This window comes from Intrasporangium sp. (assembly GCF_040414665.1).
Lineage (GTDB): Bacteria > Actinomycetota > Actinomycetes > Actinomycetales > Dermatophilaceae > Intrasporangium.
Genome location: NZ_JBEDUL010000151.1, coordinates 46,248 through 62,077 on the forward strand (window position 1 = coordinate 46,248; position 15,830 = coordinate 62,077).

The following is a 15,830-nucleotide window of genomic DNA, read 5'->3' on the forward strand; positions in this document are numbered from 1 at the left end:
GCCGCCGCCACGCCACGTCGCGACGGGGCACGGTGGCTGTCGGTGAAAGAATGGGACGTCGTGGAACACGCCACCGGGCGTTCGCGTGCCAACGCCACCGCTCTCGCACTCGGGGCTCTCGGGGTCGTCTTCGGTGACATCGGCACGTCACCGCTGTACGCCCTGCAGACCGTGTTCTCGGTCGGCCACAACCACGTGGCCACCACCCCGGGTGACGTGTTCGGGGTCATCTCCCTCGTGTTCTGGTCCGTGACCCTGGTCGTCTCGGTGAAATACGTGATGTTCATCCTTCGGGCCGACAATGACGGGGAGGGCGGCGTGATGGCGCTCGCGGCCCTGGCCCGGACCGCGGTGCGCTCCGGGGGCAAGCGGTTCCGTCTGGTCATGCTGCTCGGGGTACTCGGTGCCTCGCTGTTCTATGGCGACAGCGTCATCACCCCAGCGATCTCCGTCATGTCCGCGATCGAGGGCCTGTCGGTGACCACTCCCGGGCTCGCACACCTCGTCCTTCCCGTCGGTGCGGCGATCGTCACCCTCCTCTTCGCCGGGCAACGCTTCGGCACCGAACTCGTCGGACGCTTCTTCGGACCGGTGATGGGCGTCTGGTTCGCAGTGCTGGCCATCCTCGGCGGCGTCCACGTCGTCAGGGACCCCTCGATCCTCGGCGGACTGTCGCCGCACTACGCGGTGTTGTTCGCCGCACAGCACCCCACGGTCGCCTTCGTCGCGATGGGTGCGGTCGTGCTGTCCATCACCGGCGCCGAAGCCCTCTACGCGGACATGGGCCACTTCGGCCGGGCCCCGATCCGACGTGCCTGGTTCTTCGTCGTCTTCCCCGCGCTCACCCTCAACTACCTGGGCCAGGGTGCCCTCATCCTCGAGGATCCGTCGGCCGTAGCCAGTCCGTTCTTCCACCTGGCGCCGGATGCCATGGGGTTCCCGCTCGTGATCCTGTCGACCGTCGCGACGATCATCGCCTCACAGGCCGTCATCTCGGGCGCCTTCTCGGTGTCGCGACAGGCCGAGCGACTCGGCTACCTGCCCCGCCTCACCGTCCGGCACACCTCTCGCCTGGAGCGGGGACAGATCTACGTGCCCGTGGTCAACTGGACGCTCTTCATCGGAGTCCTGGCCCTCCTGCTGCTCTTCGGTTCCTCGGAGCACCTCGCCACCGCCTACGGCCTCGCCGTCACGGGCACCTTCCTGATCACCACGACCCTGTTCCTCATCTACGCCGAGGCGGCCTGGGGCTGGGGCCGCCGGAAGCTGTTGGCGCTCGCCCTCCCGCTCGGGGTGCTCGAGCTCACCTACTTCGCCGCGAACCTCACCAAGATCGTCCACGGCGGCTGGCTGCCCCTCGTCATCGCCACGCTCGTCGCGACGGTGATGCTCACCTGGCAGCGAGGCCGGTTGCTGGTCACCGACCGTCGCACCGAGCTCGAGGGACCCCTCGATCCGTTCATCGACTGGCTCCACACCGATCCGGTCGCCAAGGTGCCCGGAACCGCGGTGTTCCTGCACGCCGTCAAGACCTCAACTCCGCTGGCGCTGCGCGAGAACGCGACCTTCAACCACGTCATCCACGAGCTGGTCCTCATCGTCCGCGTCTCCTCTGAGAACGTGCCGACGATCCCCGATGCCGAGCGGGTCGAGCTCGACCACCTCGGCGATCCCTACGACGCGATCACCCACCTGACGTTGCGCTTCGGGTTCCAGGAGGAGCAGGACATCCCGCGTGCCCTGGCCCTGGCCCGCGACCAGAAGATCATCGACGTCGAGCCCGATGATGCGTACTACTTCCTGTCGCGGATCTCGCTGAACCGGGGGCCCGCGCCGACGATGCGTCCGTGGCGCAAGCGGCTCTTCCTCGTGCTGGCCCACAACGCGGCGTCTCCGACCGGCTACTACCACCTGCCGGAGGAGCGCACGGTGTCCGTGGGGGCCACGGTCACCTTCTGAGCCCGCGGGCCATAGGCCTCCTCACGTGGCACCGGCACCTCTAGAGTCACGAGGGTGACCGCGACCTCCTCCCCGCTACCGGTTCTGCCGACCTCCCTGGTCGGCAGCTACGCCCAGCCGGACTGGCTGATCGACCGTGCCAAGCTCGCGGGCCGCTTCCCACCGAGGGTGCGGGCCCGAGAGCTCTGGCGGGTCAGTCCCGACCACCTCGCGCAGGCGCAGGACGACGCCACGGTGCTGGCCATTCGCGCCCAGGAGCGGGCGGGTCTGGACATCATCACCGATGGCGAGATGCGCCGCGAGTCCTACAGCAACCATTTCGCCACCGCCCTTGACGGCGTCGACATCGACAACCCCGGGACGGCGCTCGATCGGAGCGGGCACCCCAACCCGGTGCCCCGGATCGCCGGTCCGATCTCGCGGCCGCAACCCGTCGGCGTCCGTGACGTGCAGTTCCTCAAGGCCAACACCGACCACACCATCAAGATGACCGTTCCCGGCCCGTTCACGATGTCGCAGCAGGCGCAGAACGACCACTACCCGGACCTCGCGTCGGCGGCTCTGGCGTACGCCGCCGCGGTGAACGCCGAGATCAAGGACCTGCACGCCGCCGGCGCCGACGTGGTCCAGATCGACGAGCCGTACATGCAGGCACGGCCCCAGGCAGCCCGCGAGTACGGGCTGGCCGCCCTCAACGCCGCTCTCGACGGGGTCACCGGGACCACCGCGGTCCACATCTGCTTCGGGTACGCCGCGATCATCCACGAACGGCCCGAGGGGTACTCGTTCCTGCCTGAGCTGGCCGGTTGCCCGGCCGACCAGATCTCGATCGAGACCGCCCAGTCCGGTCTCGATCTCGGCGTGCTGCGGGATCTGCGTGACAAGACCATCATCCTGGGCGTCATCGACCTTTCCGATGACGAGGTCGAGTCGGCGGAGCTGGTCGCAGAGCGGGTGCGCCGAGCCTTCGCCTACACCTCACCGGACCGGATCACCATCGCCACTGACTGCGGGATGAAGTACCTGCCGAGGGCGAGTGCCGAGGGAAAGATGCGCGCCATGGCCGGCGCGGCGTCGATCCTGCGCGCCGAGCTCTGACTGCCGCGTCGGGTGCCCAAGTTCACCTGACAAGGGTGACGACGCTCCCGTGAGGACGCGCACACGCTGGACGCATGTCCGAGCACAGCGACCCGACAGTCCCCACGCCCATGGAGCGCACGGCTGACAGCGGCCCGGGCGTTGGCTCCGGCGGCGTGACGCCGGTGACCGCGGGGCCACCCGCGCCCACCGCCTCGGCTGCTCCCCCGGGGGGCAATCCCTGGCGGGCAGCGGCGGCCGCGATCCTGCTCGTGCTCGGCGTCATCCTCGTCCCCGTCACGGCCGTGTCGTGGTGGGTGCGCGGCACGCTGACCGACACGGACAAGTACGTCGCCGCTGTGGGCCCCCTCGCCTCGGACCCGCAGGTGCAGGCCGCGGTCACCGACCAGGTCACGGACCGCGTCATGACCCGCATCCAGAGCCTCAACCTCGCACAGGAGGCGACCGACGCCCTCATTGCCCGCGGCGTGCCGCCCCAGATTGCTGCCGCGGCGAGCCTCATCGCCTCGCCGATCCGGGAGCAGACGACAAACCTCGTCCACCGCGTCGTCGGGGAGGTCGTGTCGAGCGAGGCCTTCGCGACCGTGTGGACCGACGCCAACCGAGTCGTCCACACCCAGCTCCTGCGCCTGCTCAACGGGGAGACGTCCGCGCTCCAGCAGAACGAGAGCGGCCAGCTCGTCCTCAATCTCTCCGCGATCTCGGGACCGCTGCGGACCCAGCTCGTCGCCGCGGGCGTGCCCGGCGCGGACAAGATCCCCGACATCAATGCCCAGGTCGTCGTCGGGGACGGCACGCGCATCGAGCGAGCGCAGGACGCCTACCGGCTGGTCAAGGGCATTCCCGTGCTCCTGCTCATCCTGACGATCCTCCTGCTGGGGCTCGGAATCTTCTTCTCGCGCAGGAGGTTGCGAGCGACACTCTTCACGCTGGCGGGCATCGTTGTCGCGATGCTCATCGCCCTGACGGCCGCCAGAGTCGGCCAGGACTTTGCCGTCGACAACCTCCGTCAGGACGTGCGCGGAGCCGCGCAAGCAATGGTCACCATCGTCACGGATCGGCTCCGCACGATCCTGCGCGTGGTCGCCTGGGTCGCCCTCATCGCCCTCGTCGTTGCGCTCGTGTCGGGCAACGGGGCGCGTGCGACCGCGCTGCGCCGACAGGTTCGTCAGACGAGCGAGGTGGCATGGGGTCGGGCGATGGGCTGGCAGCACACCTTCGTCGTCTCCATTGCGGCCACGATCGTCGCCGTCGTCGTCCTGCTGGCCACGGATCTTCCTGTCTTCTGGAACCTGCTGCTCGTCATCGTCGCGGTGCTGGCAGGGATCACCGCGTGGTTCAGCTCCAGACCCGATGAGGCGAGGGCCACGCCGAGCCTCGAACCGGCTCCAAGCGTGACCGAAACCCTCCCGGCCACCGGCTCCACAGACGGCGCGCAGGCGCCGGCGACGTGACGTCACGCCCGGCCCCGGCGGCTCATACTTGAGTGGTGCCGCTGGAGCATCTCCACAGTGACCGCGACCGGGCTCAGTCCTTCGGGTTCGACGCTGAGGCCTATGACCAGTTCCGGCCGGGCTACCCCGGGGCCCTGTTCGATGACCTGCTGGCCCGGAACGTTCGCACCGCCCTCGACGTGGGATGCGGGACCGGCAAGGTGGCGGTTGACCTACGTCGGCGTGGGGTCCAGACCCTGGGGATCGATCCCGACCCAAGAATGGCAGCTGTTGCCCGCAGGTACGGCGTGGATGTCGAGCATGGGGAGTTCGAGAGCTGGGACGACGCCGGACGGCGCTTCGACCTGATCACGTGTGGGCACGCATGGCATTGGATCGACCCTGAGACGGGCCCGGACACGACCGCCCGGCTGCTCCAGCCCGCAGGTCGGATCGCCCGGTTCTGGAACTACCACGTCGTGCCGGCGCGCCTGCGTCGCGAGTTCGAGGCGATCTATGCCGAGCTGGCGCCCACGGCCACCGTCATCGGCCGCGACCCCCGCGACGCGGTCGACGCCCCGGACCCCTTCGGCACGCACCCCGCGTTCACGACGGCCGCTCCGCGGACCTACCGCTGGCAGCGCCGGATGACCTCGCCCGAGTGGGCCGGCCTCGTGGCGACCTTCGGTGATCATCGCCGCCTCGGACCGGAACGCCTCGGGCGCTTGACGTCGGCGTTGCAGGAGGCGATCGAGCGGCACGGGGGTGTCGTGACCGTGGCCGGCGGCACCTATCTGTTGTGTGCGCAACGTGTCCGACACGGATGAGATCCGGGCGTAGATCGTCCGGGTAGTCTCCTACGCTCGGGAAATGGCCGAGGAGAGCCCCATGATCAGCGGCTACCGGATAGAGCCGCTCAACGCGCAGACCTGGCCGGCCTTCGCCGACTTGGCCGAACGTCACAACGGCGTGTTCGGCGGGTGCTGGTGCACGTGGTTCCACCGCTATCCCGACCCGCCGGATCGCAGGGAGATCGGCAACCGGGCCTTCAAGGAGCGCAGGGTCAGGGAGGGTCGCGCGCACGCGGCACTGGTCTTCGACGGCGACGAGGCCATCGCCTGGGCGGAGTACGGAACTGTCGAGGAACTGCCCAACATCCACCACCGCAAGCAGTGGGAACAGGGCGTTGAACGGATGCCGGACTACCGCATCACCTGCCTCTTCGTGGACCGCCGCTACCGCCGGAAGGGACTCGCCGAGATCGCCGTGCGGGGAGCGCTCGAGCTGATCGGCGCCGCTGGTGGCGGCCACGTGGAGTCCTATCCCCACGACCTGCCGCCGGACAAGAAGATCTCCTCGTCGTTCCTGTACAACGCCACCCGCACCATGTACGAGCGGCTCGGATTCGCCTACGAACGACCCAAGGGCCAGGGCAACTGCGTCATGAGCCTGACGGTGCCGGCGGCTACCGTGTCCGGGTGACTGTTGAACTGCCCGCGCGGGCTCGCGTCGTCGTCATCGGTGGCGGTGTCATCGGCTCATCGGTGGCCTACCACCTGGCCCATGCCGGCTGGACCGACGTCGTCCTGCTGGAGCGGGACCGGCTCACGTCCGGCACGACGTGGCACGCGGCCGGGCTGATGACCTGTTTCGGGTCGACGTCGGAGACCAACACCGAGATCAGGCTCTACTCCCGGGACCTCTACGCCCGGCTGGAGGATGAGACGGGGCTGGCGACCGGCTTCCGCCCGGTGGGCCTGATCGAGGCGGCCGCCGACCGCGACCGCCTGGAGGAGTACCGGCGAGTCGCTGCCTTCCAACGCCACCTCGGACTCGAGGTTCACGAGATCTCGCCCGCCGAGATCGCCGACCTGTTCCCGTGGGCGCGGACCGACGACCTGCTCGCGGGCTTCCTGGTGCCCGGCGACGGCAGGGTCAATCCCGTCGACCTGACGATGTCCCTCGCGAAGGGCGCACGTGCGCTCGGCGTGCACGTCATCGAGGGTGTCCGGGTGACCGACGTCCTCACGAGCAACGGCACCGTCACGGGGGTGCGCGCGGGCGACCAGACCATCGAGTGCGAGTACGTCGTCAACTGCTCCGGCATGTGGGCCAGGGAGCTCGGCGAACGGAACGGCCTCGTCATCCCCAACCAGGCCGCCGAGCACTACTACCTCATCACCGACACCATCGAGGGGCTCGACCCCAACGCCCCGATCTTCGAGGACCCGTCGTCCTTCGGCTACTACCGTGAGGAGGGCGGCGGCATGATGGTCGGCCTCTTCGAGCCGGAGGCCGCGGCCTGGGCAGTCGACGGGGTCCCCGCTGAGTTCTCGTTCGGGACGCTGCCACCTGACTGGGACCGGATGGCACCCTTCCTCGAGAAGGCGATGGCGCGGGTGCCGGTCACCCTGGAGGCCGGGGTCCGGACCTTCTTCTGCGGTCCGGAGTCGTTCACGCCGGACCTGGCCCCGGCCGTCGGTGAGGCGCCTGGGATCCGAGGCTACTTCGTCGCCGCCGGGATGAACTCGGTCGGCGTCCTGTCGGCCGGGGGCCTCGGCCGGGTCCTGGCCCACTGGATCACGACCGGCGAGCCGGACGTCGACGTCACCGGCTTCAACGTCGACCGCTTCCGCTCCGACCAGCTCGACCCGAGCTACCGGGCCACCCGCACGTCCGAGGTCCTGGGCACGGTCTACGCCGCCCACACCCCGGGCACGCAGCTGCGCACAGCGCGCGACCGCCTGCTCTCGCCCGTGCACGAGCGGCTCGTCAAGCAGGGTGGGCACCTTCGCGAGGTCTCCGGTTGGGAGGGCGCCGACTGGTTCGCGGGCCAGGGCCAGACCCCGACGGCCGAGCCGACGTGGGGACGAGCACCCTGGTTCGAGCAGTGGGAGCTGGAGCACCGGGCGGTCCGCGAAGCCGTGGGGCTGATGGACATGTCCTTCATGGCGAAGTTCCACGTGCGTGGCCCCGGCGCCGGCCAGCTCCTCGACCGCCTGTCGGCCGGTCCCGTGAACGGCGACCCGGGCATCATCACCTACACGCAGTGGCTCAATGGTGACGGGCGGATCGAGGCCGACCTCACGGTGACCAAGCTCGACGAGGACGACTTCCTCGTCGTGGCCTCGGACACGGCGCACGGCCATGTGCGCGCCCGCCTGCACCGGTTCGCCGATCCCGACGTGTCAGTCACCGACGTGACGGCCGACTACGCACAGCTCAACGTGCAGGGTCCGGCCTCCCGAGACGTCCTCGCCCGGCTCACCGACACGGACCTGCAGACGGACACGTTCGGCTTCCGCAGCGCCGGGTGGGTCGAGCTCGCCGGGGTGCGGTTGCTCCTGACCCGGATCACCTATGTCGGCGAGCTCGGTTACGAGCTCTACGTGCCCGCGGTGGACGCGCTCCAGGTCTATGACGCCGTCCAAGGCGCCGGTGCCGGCCACGGCCTGCGCCCGGTGGGCCTCAAGGCGCTGGCGTCCCTGCGCATGGAGAAGGCGTACCGCGACTTCGGCCATGACATCGACAACACGGACTGCCCCCTCGAGGCCGGGCTCGGCTTCGCGGTGGCGCTCGACAAGCCGACGCCGTTCATGGGTCGTGAGCCACTCCTGGCCCGAAGAGCCGCGAACGCCGCGGCGGGCGGCATGGCTCGCCGCATCGTCCAGGTGCGGGTGCTCGATCCTGAGCCGTTGCTGTACCACGCCGAGATCGTGCTCCGAGACGGTCGGCCGGTCGGATACGTCCGGGCCGGGTCCTACGGCTGGACCCTCGGCTCCGCGGTCGGGCTGGCCATGGTCGACGGTGGCGGCGTGCCGGTGACGCCGGACTGGCTGACGAGCGGGCGCTGGGAGATCGAGGTCGCCGGCACCCGCTACCCGGCCGAGGTGTCCCTGAGGCCCATGTACGACCCCACCAGCGCCCGGGTCCGGGTCTGACCTCAGCGCACTGTCACCATGAACTCCGGTCCGACGGCCGAGGACTTCTTCGCCGGGCACCCCTTCCCCCTCACGGTCCACAACAGGGTGCTCGACATCGTTGGCGAGTTCGCTCCGGTCGAGGTGCGGGTGTCCAAGAGCCAGGTCGCGCTCCGGTTGCGTCGCGCCTTCGCCTACCTCTGGCTGCCGGGACAGTACCTGGCCCATCCAGAGGCCGAGGTCGTCCTGTCCATCGCGCTCGGGCGCCACGACGACTCCCTCCGCTGGAAGGAGGTCGCGCACCCCTCACCCAAGCACTGGATCCATCACCTCGAGGTTCGACACCTCGCCGACCTCGACGACGAGGTCGTCGGCTGGTTGCGCGAGGCGGCCGAGCGAGCGAGGTGAGTCCCAGCCCCGGCAACCGCAACACGCCCGGCACCATCGAACGCACCCCTGAAGCAACAGTGGTGCGTTTCGAGGACCCGGGCGTGTTGCGGGGGTGGGAGCGGGCGCGCGGTGAGCGGCATACGGCATGTTCCGTATGCCGCTGAGCTCAGTCCGGGGGCAACCCGCCGTCAGGCGTGGGCGAGGGCCTCGAGGGGAAGGTCGTGCTCGCGGGCCCACTCGGCCCACTCGGCGGCGGTCCTCGTGCTGAAGGCGGCGGCCAGGGCGTCCCGGTCGCTCGCCTCGAGCAGGTCCTCGAGCCGGGCGAGGAAGTGCGGCTCCAACGCGGCGCAGGCGACGTACCCGTCCCTGGTGGCATAGATCGCATAGCCCGGCAGGGCGCCGCCGAGGAGCCCACCGGTGGCGGTGAGTCCGTGCCGCAGCGGATCGGCCATCGACTCTGCCGCGACCGCCAGCGCGACCTCGTTGTAGCTGCCCTCGCCGGAGCGCTCCCGGGCGAACAGGGCGGCCACGGCGGCCGTCGCGGCGCGCTCGGCGCCGGCCAGGTCGGCGATGAGGGTGGACGGCATCCGCGGCGTGCCGTCGTCGGTGAAGATGAGGCCGTTGACCGCCTGGTACGTGAGGTCGTGGCCGGGCACCTCGGCGCCCGGCCCCGGGTCACCCACGATCGCCACCTGGCACAGGCGCGGGTGCCGCTCATGAACGGCGTCCCAGCCCAGCCCGAGGCGGGCGAGGGCCGAAGGGCGGTGCGACGTGACGAACAGGTCCGCGACGGACAGCAGGGCCTCCATCGCGACGCTGCCCTCGTCGGTCTTGAGGTCGAGGGTGACGACCTCCTGCCCCACCGTGAGCTCCGCGTAGTAGTCGGGGGCCGCCCGGGCGATGAGGTCGCCGGAGGGCGGCTCGACCTTGGTCACCGTCGCGCCGAGCCCGGTCAGGCGGGCCGCGGCCACCGGACCCGGGACGTTCGTCGCGATGCTGACGACCGAGATGTTCTCGAGGGGAAGCGCCGCGCTGCTCATCGCGCCTCAGCGTCGCCGACGGGACGTGCCGAAGATGCTGCGGGTGATCTCGCGGCCGATGACCGTGCCTGCCGAGCGGAGCAGCGAGCGGAAGGCGCCCGACGAGACGACCTGCTCGACGAGTCCCTCGTCCTGCTTGGGCTCGCGGCCCTGCTTCGGCTCCGGGGCCGGCGCCTGCTGGGGAGTGGGGGCGGCCTGGAGGCGCTTGGCGAGCAGCTCATAGGCGGACTCCCGGTCGGCGACGTCGGCGTACTTCCCGGCCAGCGGCGAGCCGGAGATGATCCGGTCGACGGTTGCCTGCGGCGACGGGTCCATGAGCGAGTTCGGTGCCTTCATCCGGGTCCACGCCACAGGTGTCGGGACGCCCTTCTCGGACAACACGGTGACGACGGCCTCGCCGATGCCGAGGGAGGTCAGCAGCTTCTCCATGTCGTACTGGGTGTGCGGGTACGTCGCGATGGCCTGCTTGAGCGCCTTCGCGTCGTCTGGCGTGAAGGCGCGCAGGGCGTGCTGGACGCGGTTGCCGAGCTGGGCGAGCACATCGGGGGGCACGTCCTTGGGCGACTGGGTGACGAAGAAGACGCCGACGCCCTTCGAGCGGATCAGCCGGACGGTCTGCTCGATGGCGTCGAGGAAGGGCTTGCTCGCGTCATCGAAGAGCAGGTGCGCCTCGTCGAAGAAGAAGACGAGCTTCGGCTTGTCGAGGTCGCCCTCCTCGGGCAGGTCCTGGAACAGGTCGGCGAGCAGCCACATGAGGAAGGTCGAGAACAGCTTCGGCCGGTCCTGCACCTGGGGCAGCTCGAGGCACGAGATGATTCCCTTGCCGTCGGCGGTGGTGCGCAGCAGGTCGTTCGTGTCGAACTCCGGCTCGCCGAAGAAGGCGTCGGCCCCCTGGTCCGCGAAGGTGATGAGGTTGCGCAGGATGACCCCGGCCGTCGCCGAGGACAGGCCTCCGAGGGTCTTGAGGTCCGCCTTGCCCTCGTCGGAGGTGAGGTGGGAGATGACGGCGCGGAGGTCCTTGAGGTCGAGCAGGGCCAGGCCGTTCTGGTCGGCGTAGTGGAAGATCAGGCCGAGGCTGCTCTCCTGGGTGGCGTTCAGGCCGAGCACCTTCGACAGGAGCACCGGCCCGAACGAGGTGATCGTCGCCCGCACGGGGATGCCGCTGCCCATGCCCCCGAGGGAGTAGAACTCCGTCGGGTAGCCGCGGGCCTCCCACGGCATGCCGACCGACGTCGCCCGCTCGGTGATCTTCTCCCCGCCCTCACCGGGGCTGGCGATCCCGGACAGGTCACCCTTGATGTCGGCCAGGAAGACCGGCACGCCCTGGTCGGAGAGCTGCTCGGCCAGCAGCTGCAGTGTCTTCGTCTTGCCGGTGCCCGTGGCCCCCGCCACCAGGCCGTGCCGGTTGAGCACGTTGAGGGGTACCTGAACGGGAGCGTCGGGATGCGCCTCGCCGTCGATCACCGCGGCACCGAGCTTGAGGACACCACCCTCGAAGGCGTATCCGGAGCGGATCTCGTCGAGCTGGGTCGCGCCAGCAGGTGCGTCGGTCACGTGAGGCACTCTAGCGACGGCACCCGGCCTATAGTGTGCGGGTGATTTTCAAGGCCGTTGGCGACACCCGCCCCTATCCCGACCACGGGCTCGTCTCGGCAAAGGACTGGTCCAACGTCCCGCCTCGCGTCGTCCAGCTCGGCGAGCTCATCACGACGAAGAGCACGCTCGACCTGAGAGGCCTGCTCGCCGACGACTCGACCTTCTTCGGCGACCTCTTCCCGCACTGCGTCGAGTGGGAGGGCCAGCTCTATCTCGAGGACGGCCTGCACCGAGCCCTTCGGGCCGCTCTCCAGCAAAGGCCTGTTCTGCACGCCCGCGTCCTCGTACTCTCCTGACACGGGCTCTCTCCTGACTGGGCAGGGGGCGCCCAACGTCGGGTAGAGGAGACCCATGAGCCTGGTCGACGAGGACGAAGCTCTAGAGTTCCACGCGCGTCGACGACGTCGGGGGACGGTGACGATCACCGTGGTCATCCTCGTCCTCACCGGCGCCTTCTACTACGCCTCGTCCTACTTCCGCGAGACGACGCCGCAACCGGGCCCGTGCACGACCGTCGTCGCGGCGCCGCCGCTCAAGCCGGCCGACGTGTCGATCAACGTCTTCAACGCGACCAGTCGCCGGGGCCTCGCGTTGTCGACCTCCAAGGTTGCCGCGCAACGTGGCTTCAAGATCGCCTCCGTCGGCAACGACCCCCAGGACAAGACGATCAAGGACGTTGCGCACATCCGCTACGGTCCAGCGGGGGAGGAGTCGGCCAAGCTGCTCGCCCAGCACATCAAGGGCGCGAAGCTGATCCAGGACAAGCGCAAGGGGGACAAGATCGACCTTGCCCTGGGCACGACGTGGAAGGGGTTCGGGCCGGTTCCGACGCCGACGACCCCGGCCCCCACGCTGCCGCCCTGCCCGACCATCACCGTCGAGGGCTGACCAGCACGCCCCACTCCGTCCCTGCCATTCCGTCGAGTGTGCAGTCCGCGCCGCCTCCCCCTCGTCGAGTGTGCAGTCCGCGCCGGTCGCGAGGCGGCGTGAAGTGCCCACTCGACCCGGGGAGGCCACCCGGCGGCATGCGAGGCGGGAAAAGTGACGGGAACAGACGCCCGGGTTCCGGCGCTCGCGCGCACGCGACGGAAAGCCGTCCCGTCACTTGTCCCAGGGTTCGGTCGAGTGCGCAGCAGCTGACCGGCGCGAAGTGCCCACTCGACTGGGAGCCGGCCCGGCGCAGACTGCGGCGACTCGAACTGCACACTCGACTGGGGAGTCAGCCCCCGGGCGCGGTGCGACTCAGAGCTGGACGAGCGTGGCGACGATGAGGGCCTTGATCGTGTGCAACCGGTTCTCGGCCTGGTCGAAGACGATCGAGGCCTGCGACTCGAAGACGTCGTCGGTCACCTCGAGCTCCTTCAGGCCGAACTGCTCGTGCACGTCCCGCCCGACCTGCGTCTCGAGGTCGTGGAAGGCGGGCAGGCAGTGCATGAACTTCACGTCCGGGTTGCCGGTGAGCCGGAGCAGCTCGACGTTGACCTGGTACGGCGAGAGCAGCTCGATCCGGCCGGCCCAGACCTCCTTCGGCTCACCCATGGACACCCAGACGTCGGTGTGGACGAAGTCCACGCCCTTGACCCCCTCAGCCACGTCCTCGGTCAGCGTCACCCGGGAACCGGAGTCAGCGGCATACCTCTTGGCTTGTGCGACAACGGAATCGGAGGGCCACAGCGAACGGGGCGCGACGATGCGCACATCCATCCCCAGCATCGCGCCTGTCATGAGCAGCGAGTTGCCCATGTTGAAGCGCGCGTCCCCGACGTACGCGAAGGCGATCTCGGTCAGCTCGCTTCCGGGCTTGGCGTGTTCTCGCATCGTCAGGGCGTCGCACAGGGCCTGGGTGGGGTGCCAGTCGTCGGTGAGGCCGTTCCAGACCGGCACGCCGGCCCAGGCCGCGAGGGTCTCGATGACGTCGTGTCCGGCCCCGCGGTACTCGATGCCGTCGTAGTAGCGGCCGAGCACGCGCGCGGTGTCCTTGATCGACTCCTTGTGCCCCATCTGCGAGCCGGCCGGGTCGAGGTAGGTGGTGGAGGCGCCCTGGTCCGCCGCCGCCACCTCGAAGGCGCACCGGGTCCGGGTCGAGGTCTTCTCGAACAGCAGCGCGATGTTCTTGCCGGCCAGGTGTCGCTCCTCGCGGCCCTCCCGCTTGGCCGCCTTGAGCTCGGCGGCAAGGTCGAGCAGGGCGCGGAGCTCGTCGGGGGAGAGGTCGGTCTCCTTGAGCACGTTCCGGTCCACGAGCGCAGCGAGGGTCATGCACCGATGCTGTCAGACGAGAGGACCCCGGCGTCGCGGGGTCCTCTCGGTTGGCGGAGGATGGGGGATTTGAACCCCCGAGGGTTTTATCCCAACACGATTTCCAATCGTGCGCACTAGGCCACTATGCGAATCCTCCGTCGGGCAGGGTACCGGAGCCCGACCCCGCGGGAAAAATCGCGCGACCGCTGTCGGTGCGCGCCGGGAGACTTGTCGGGTGACCGCTTCTGCGCCGACGAAACCGCGGCTGTCGTCGTTCTGGCCCGACCTGCCGCGTGACGGCAAGCTGCTCATCTCGACGGTCGTCTTCCAGTCGATCGGCACTGGCCTCGTCCTGCCGTTCATGGTCGTCTACCTCAACGAGGTCCGCGGCATCGCCCTCGAGACCGTGGGGCTGCTGCTCGCCCTCCAGGCCGGCGTGGGCATCGCCATCGTCACGCCCGTCGGGGCGCTCATCGACCGAGTCGGTCCCCGGCGCGTCTATGCCAGCAGCCTCATCGCGCTCGTCATCGCCGACGTGCTGCTGGCCCGCGCGACGACCGCGGGCCAGGCCGCCCTGGCGCTGACCCTCCTCGGCTACGGCTTCGGCGTCGTCTGGCCGGCGTCGAACGCACTCATCGGCAACCTGATCCCGAGCGAGCAGCGCCAGCGCTACTTCGGCGTCAACTTCACGCTGCTCAACCTCGGCATCGGCATCGGGGGCATCATCGGGGCGCGGTTCGTGGACGTCGACAGGCCCGGGACCTTCGTCGCCGTCTACCTGCTCGACGCGGTCAGCTACCTCCCCGGACTCGTCATCCTCCTCGGCCCCCTCCGCCATGCCCGCGACCGGGTCGAGCGCCCTCACGAGTCTGCCGCCTCGCGGGTGTCCTACCGTGCGCTCCTGCGAGACCCGGAGCTGCGGGCCCTGCTCGCCCTCGTCGCGGTCGCGGCCCTGGTGAGCTATCCGCAGCTCAACGCCGGCCTGCCCGCCTATGCGAGGGCGGAGGGCAGAATCTCCACGGAGGGGCTCGGCTACGCGTTCGCCGCCAACACGCTCGTCATCGTCGTCCTGCAGCTGTTCGTCCTCCAGCGCATCGAGGGCAGGCGCCGGACGCGAGTCACGGTCGTCATGGCAGGCACGTGGGCCATCGCATGGGCCCTGCTCGGGGCGACGTCACTGGTCCCGGGGACGGTGGTCGCCACCATCCTGCTGGCCGCGTGTGCCGGCATCTTCGGGCTCGGCGAGACGATGCTGCAGCCGACGAGCGCCGCGATGGTCAACGACCTGGCGCCGGACCACCTCCGTGGGCGATACAACGCCCTCAGCTCACTGATGTTCTCGGTCGCCTTCGTCATCGGCCCGGTGGTCGCGAGCTTCCTCATCGGCCGTGGGCTGGGGAGTGCCTACATCGCCTTCCTCGTCGGCGGCTGTGCGCTCCTCGCGGTCATCGCTCTCGCCGTGGAGCGCCGGCTTCCCCCGCACGTCAACGGTGTCCGTCCCGTCGACGTCGACGCAGCCCCCGACGGAGCCCCCGTTTCGGGTTGAGGAGCCGGGCGGCATACACTGACCGTCGGCACCCCGCGTGGTGGTACCTCCCCGAACTCCCCCAGGGCAGGAATGCAGCAAGGGTAGGAGAGCTCTTCCAGGTACGCGGGGTGTCCTCGTCCCGTGCCGTCCCAGCCGGGCGCCGCACCCCATGCCGTATGCCGCTCAGCGCGGTGGAGCGGTCGTCGTGCCCTCCCGCAGGTGGGCGGGTTGGGTGACGCCACGCGGCCGCTGGCCCGCGAGGGTGCGGCGCACCAGGGTGCCGAGGATCCGGCCCTTGTCCTGCCCGTGCTGGTCGATCGTCGTCAGCTGATGGGGGAGCCAGGGCAGGTCGACGCCGTCGAACCCGGTCACCGACAGGTCGTCCGGCACCCGCAGCCCGAGCTCTTCCGCAGCGATGACGACACCCGCGGCGATCACGTCAGACTGCGCGACGACGGCGGTGGGGCGCTCTCCCGCCGGACGGTCCAGCAGCGCCCGCCCGGCCGTGATGCCACCTTCGACGGACGAGCCGTCCCCGGTCTGGACTGCCTCGGCTCGGGCCCCGAAGACGTCGCGGAAGCCGTCGAGACGGCCGCGTGACGACAGGTACGTGTCACCCGTCAGGTCG

The 15,830-nt window shown here is 69.8% G+C and carries 14 protein-coding genes, 1 tRNA gene and 1 other RNA gene; 11 read left to right on the plus strand and 5 right to left on the minus strand.

The features are described 5' to 3' along the window. Window positions 1–60 precede the first annotated feature (60 nt). The 7 genes from ABF401_RS16095 (at window position 61) to ABF401_RS16125 (ending at window position 8,818) form a co-directional block, all read left to right on the plus strand. Window positions 61–1,959, plus strand: a complete 1,899-nt coding sequence (locus ABF401_RS16095; RefSeq protein ID WP_353510588.1) for a potassium transporter Kup — start codon at window positions 61–63, stop codon at window positions 1,957–1,959. Between the two features lie 54 nt (window positions 1,960–2,013). Beyond that, complete coding sequence (locus tag ABF401_RS16100; protein ID WP_353510589.1) at window positions 2,014–3,057, plus strand: uroporphyrinogen decarboxylase family protein; 1,044 nt, start codon at window positions 2,014–2,016, stop codon at window positions 3,055–3,057. Window positions 3,058–3,131: 74 nt separating this feature from the next. Then, window positions 3,132–4,511 carry a hypothetical protein gene (locus tag ABF401_RS16105; protein WP_353510590.1) on the plus strand — a complete coding sequence of 460 codons (1,380 nt, stop codon included), beginning with the start codon at window positions 3,132–3,134 and terminating at the stop codon, window positions 4,509–4,511. 35 nt (window positions 4,512–4,546) lie between these two features. Next, window positions 4,547–5,317: a class I SAM-dependent methyltransferase gene (locus tag ABF401_RS16110; protein WP_353510591.1), complete on the plus strand. Its 771-nt coding sequence runs from the start codon at window positions 4,547–4,549 to the stop codon at window positions 5,315–5,317. 43 nt (window positions 5,318–5,360) lie between these two features. Next, entirely contained in the window at window positions 5,361–5,972 is a 612-nt protein-coding gene (locus ABF401_RS16115) for a GNAT family N-acetyltransferase (protein ID WP_353510592.1), read from the plus strand. After that, window positions 5,969–8,431, plus strand: coding sequence for a GcvT family protein (locus ABF401_RS16120; protein WP_353510593.1), 2,463 nt, complete (start codon window positions 5,969–5,971; stop codon window positions 8,429–8,431). Before ABF401_RS16115 ends, ABF401_RS16120 begins: the two co-directional genes overlap by 4 nt. A gap of 18 nt (window positions 8,432–8,449) precedes the next feature. Continuing rightward, entirely contained in the window at window positions 8,450–8,818 is a 369-nt protein-coding gene (locus ABF401_RS16125; RefSeq protein WP_353510594.1) for a DUF5655 domain-containing protein, read from the plus strand. A gap of 170 nt (window positions 8,819–8,988) precedes the next feature. On the opposite strand, the gene ABF401_RS16130 is transcribed toward ABF401_RS16125, so the two are convergent. Together ABF401_RS16130 and ABF401_RS16135 are read right to left on the minus strand one after the other, a co-directional pair. After that, window positions 8,989–9,840, minus strand: a complete 852-nt coding sequence (locus ABF401_RS16130) for a CoA transferase (protein ID WP_353510595.1) — start codon at window positions 9,838–9,840, stop codon at window positions 8,989–8,991. Between the two features lie 6 nt (window positions 9,841–9,846). Beyond that, window positions 9,847–11,394, minus strand: coding sequence for a helicase HerA-like domain-containing protein (locus tag ABF401_RS16135; RefSeq protein WP_353510596.1), 1,548 nt, complete (start codon window positions 11,392–11,394; stop codon window positions 9,847–9,849). 41 nt (window positions 11,395–11,435) lie between these two features. On the opposite strand from ABF401_RS16135, the gene ABF401_RS16140 reads away from it, so the two are divergent. Beyond that, window positions 11,436–11,732: a type II toxin-antitoxin system VapB family antitoxin gene (locus tag ABF401_RS16140; protein ID WP_331926649.1), complete on the plus strand. Its 297-nt coding sequence runs from the start codon at window positions 11,436–11,438 to the stop codon at window positions 11,730–11,732. 55 nt (window positions 11,733–11,787) lie between these two features. Continuing rightward, complete coding sequence (locus tag ABF401_RS16145; protein WP_353510597.1) at window positions 11,788–12,324, plus strand: LytR C-terminal domain-containing protein; 537 nt, start codon at window positions 11,788–11,790, stop codon at window positions 12,322–12,324. 354 nt (window positions 12,325–12,678) lie between these two features. Here the strand turns inward: ABF401_RS16145 and argF are convergent, their stop codons facing one another. Beyond that, window positions 12,679–13,692: an ornithine carbamoyltransferase gene (gene argF, locus ABF401_RS16150; protein ID WP_353510598.1), complete on the minus strand. Its 1,014-nt coding sequence runs from the start codon at window positions 13,690–13,692 to the stop codon at window positions 12,679–12,681. Between the two features lie 51 nt (window positions 13,693–13,743). Then, window positions 13,744–13,831: transfer RNA gene (locus ABF401_RS16155), tRNA-Ser, on the minus strand. A 78-nt stretch (window positions 13,832–13,909) separates the two neighbouring features. On the opposite strand from ABF401_RS16155, the gene ABF401_RS16160 reads away from it, so the two are divergent. Further along, window positions 13,910–15,220, plus strand: a complete 1,311-nt coding sequence (locus tag ABF401_RS16160; protein ID WP_353510599.1) for an MFS transporter — start codon at window positions 13,910–13,912, stop codon at window positions 15,218–15,220. A gap of 24 nt (window positions 15,221–15,244) precedes the next feature. Then, an RNA gene (gene ffs / locus ABF401_RS16165) (signal recognition particle sRNA small type) lies at window positions 15,245–15,341 on the plus strand. A 44-nt stretch (window positions 15,342–15,385) separates the two neighbouring features. On the opposite strand, the gene ABF401_RS16170 is transcribed toward ffs, so the two are convergent. Further along, window positions 15,386–15,830, minus strand: a 445-nt coding sequence (locus ABF401_RS16170; protein WP_353510600.1) for a substrate-binding domain-containing protein, incomplete at its 5' end; no start/stop codon positions are given.

What these genes read in the sequence shown, in the direction of transcription:
- ABF401_RS16105 (WP_353510590.1), top strand. Translation starts at nt 3,132, where the DNA reads ATGTCCGAGCACAGCGACCCGACAGTCCCCACGCCCATGGAGCGCACG.
- ABF401_RS16115 (WP_353510592.1), top strand. Translation starts at nt 5,361, where the DNA reads ATGGCCGAGGAGAGCCCCATGATCAGCGGCTACCGGATAGAGCCGCTC.
- ABF401_RS16125 (WP_353510594.1), top strand. Translation starts at nt 8,450, where the DNA reads ATGAACTCCGGTCCGACGGCCGAGGACTTCTTCGCCGGGCACCCCTTC.
- ABF401_RS16130 (WP_353510595.1), bottom strand. Translation starts at nt 9,840, where the DNA reads ATGAGCAGCGCGGCGCTTCCCCTCGAGAACATCTCGGTCGTCAGCATC.
- ABF401_RS16145 (WP_353510597.1), top strand. Translation starts at nt 11,788, where the DNA reads ATGAGCCTGGTCGACGAGGACGAAGCTCTAGAGTTCCACGCGCGTCGA.
- argF (WP_353510598.1), bottom strand. Translation starts at nt 13,692, where the DNA reads ATGACCCTCGCTGCGCTCGTGGACCGGAACGTGCTCAAGGAGACCGAC.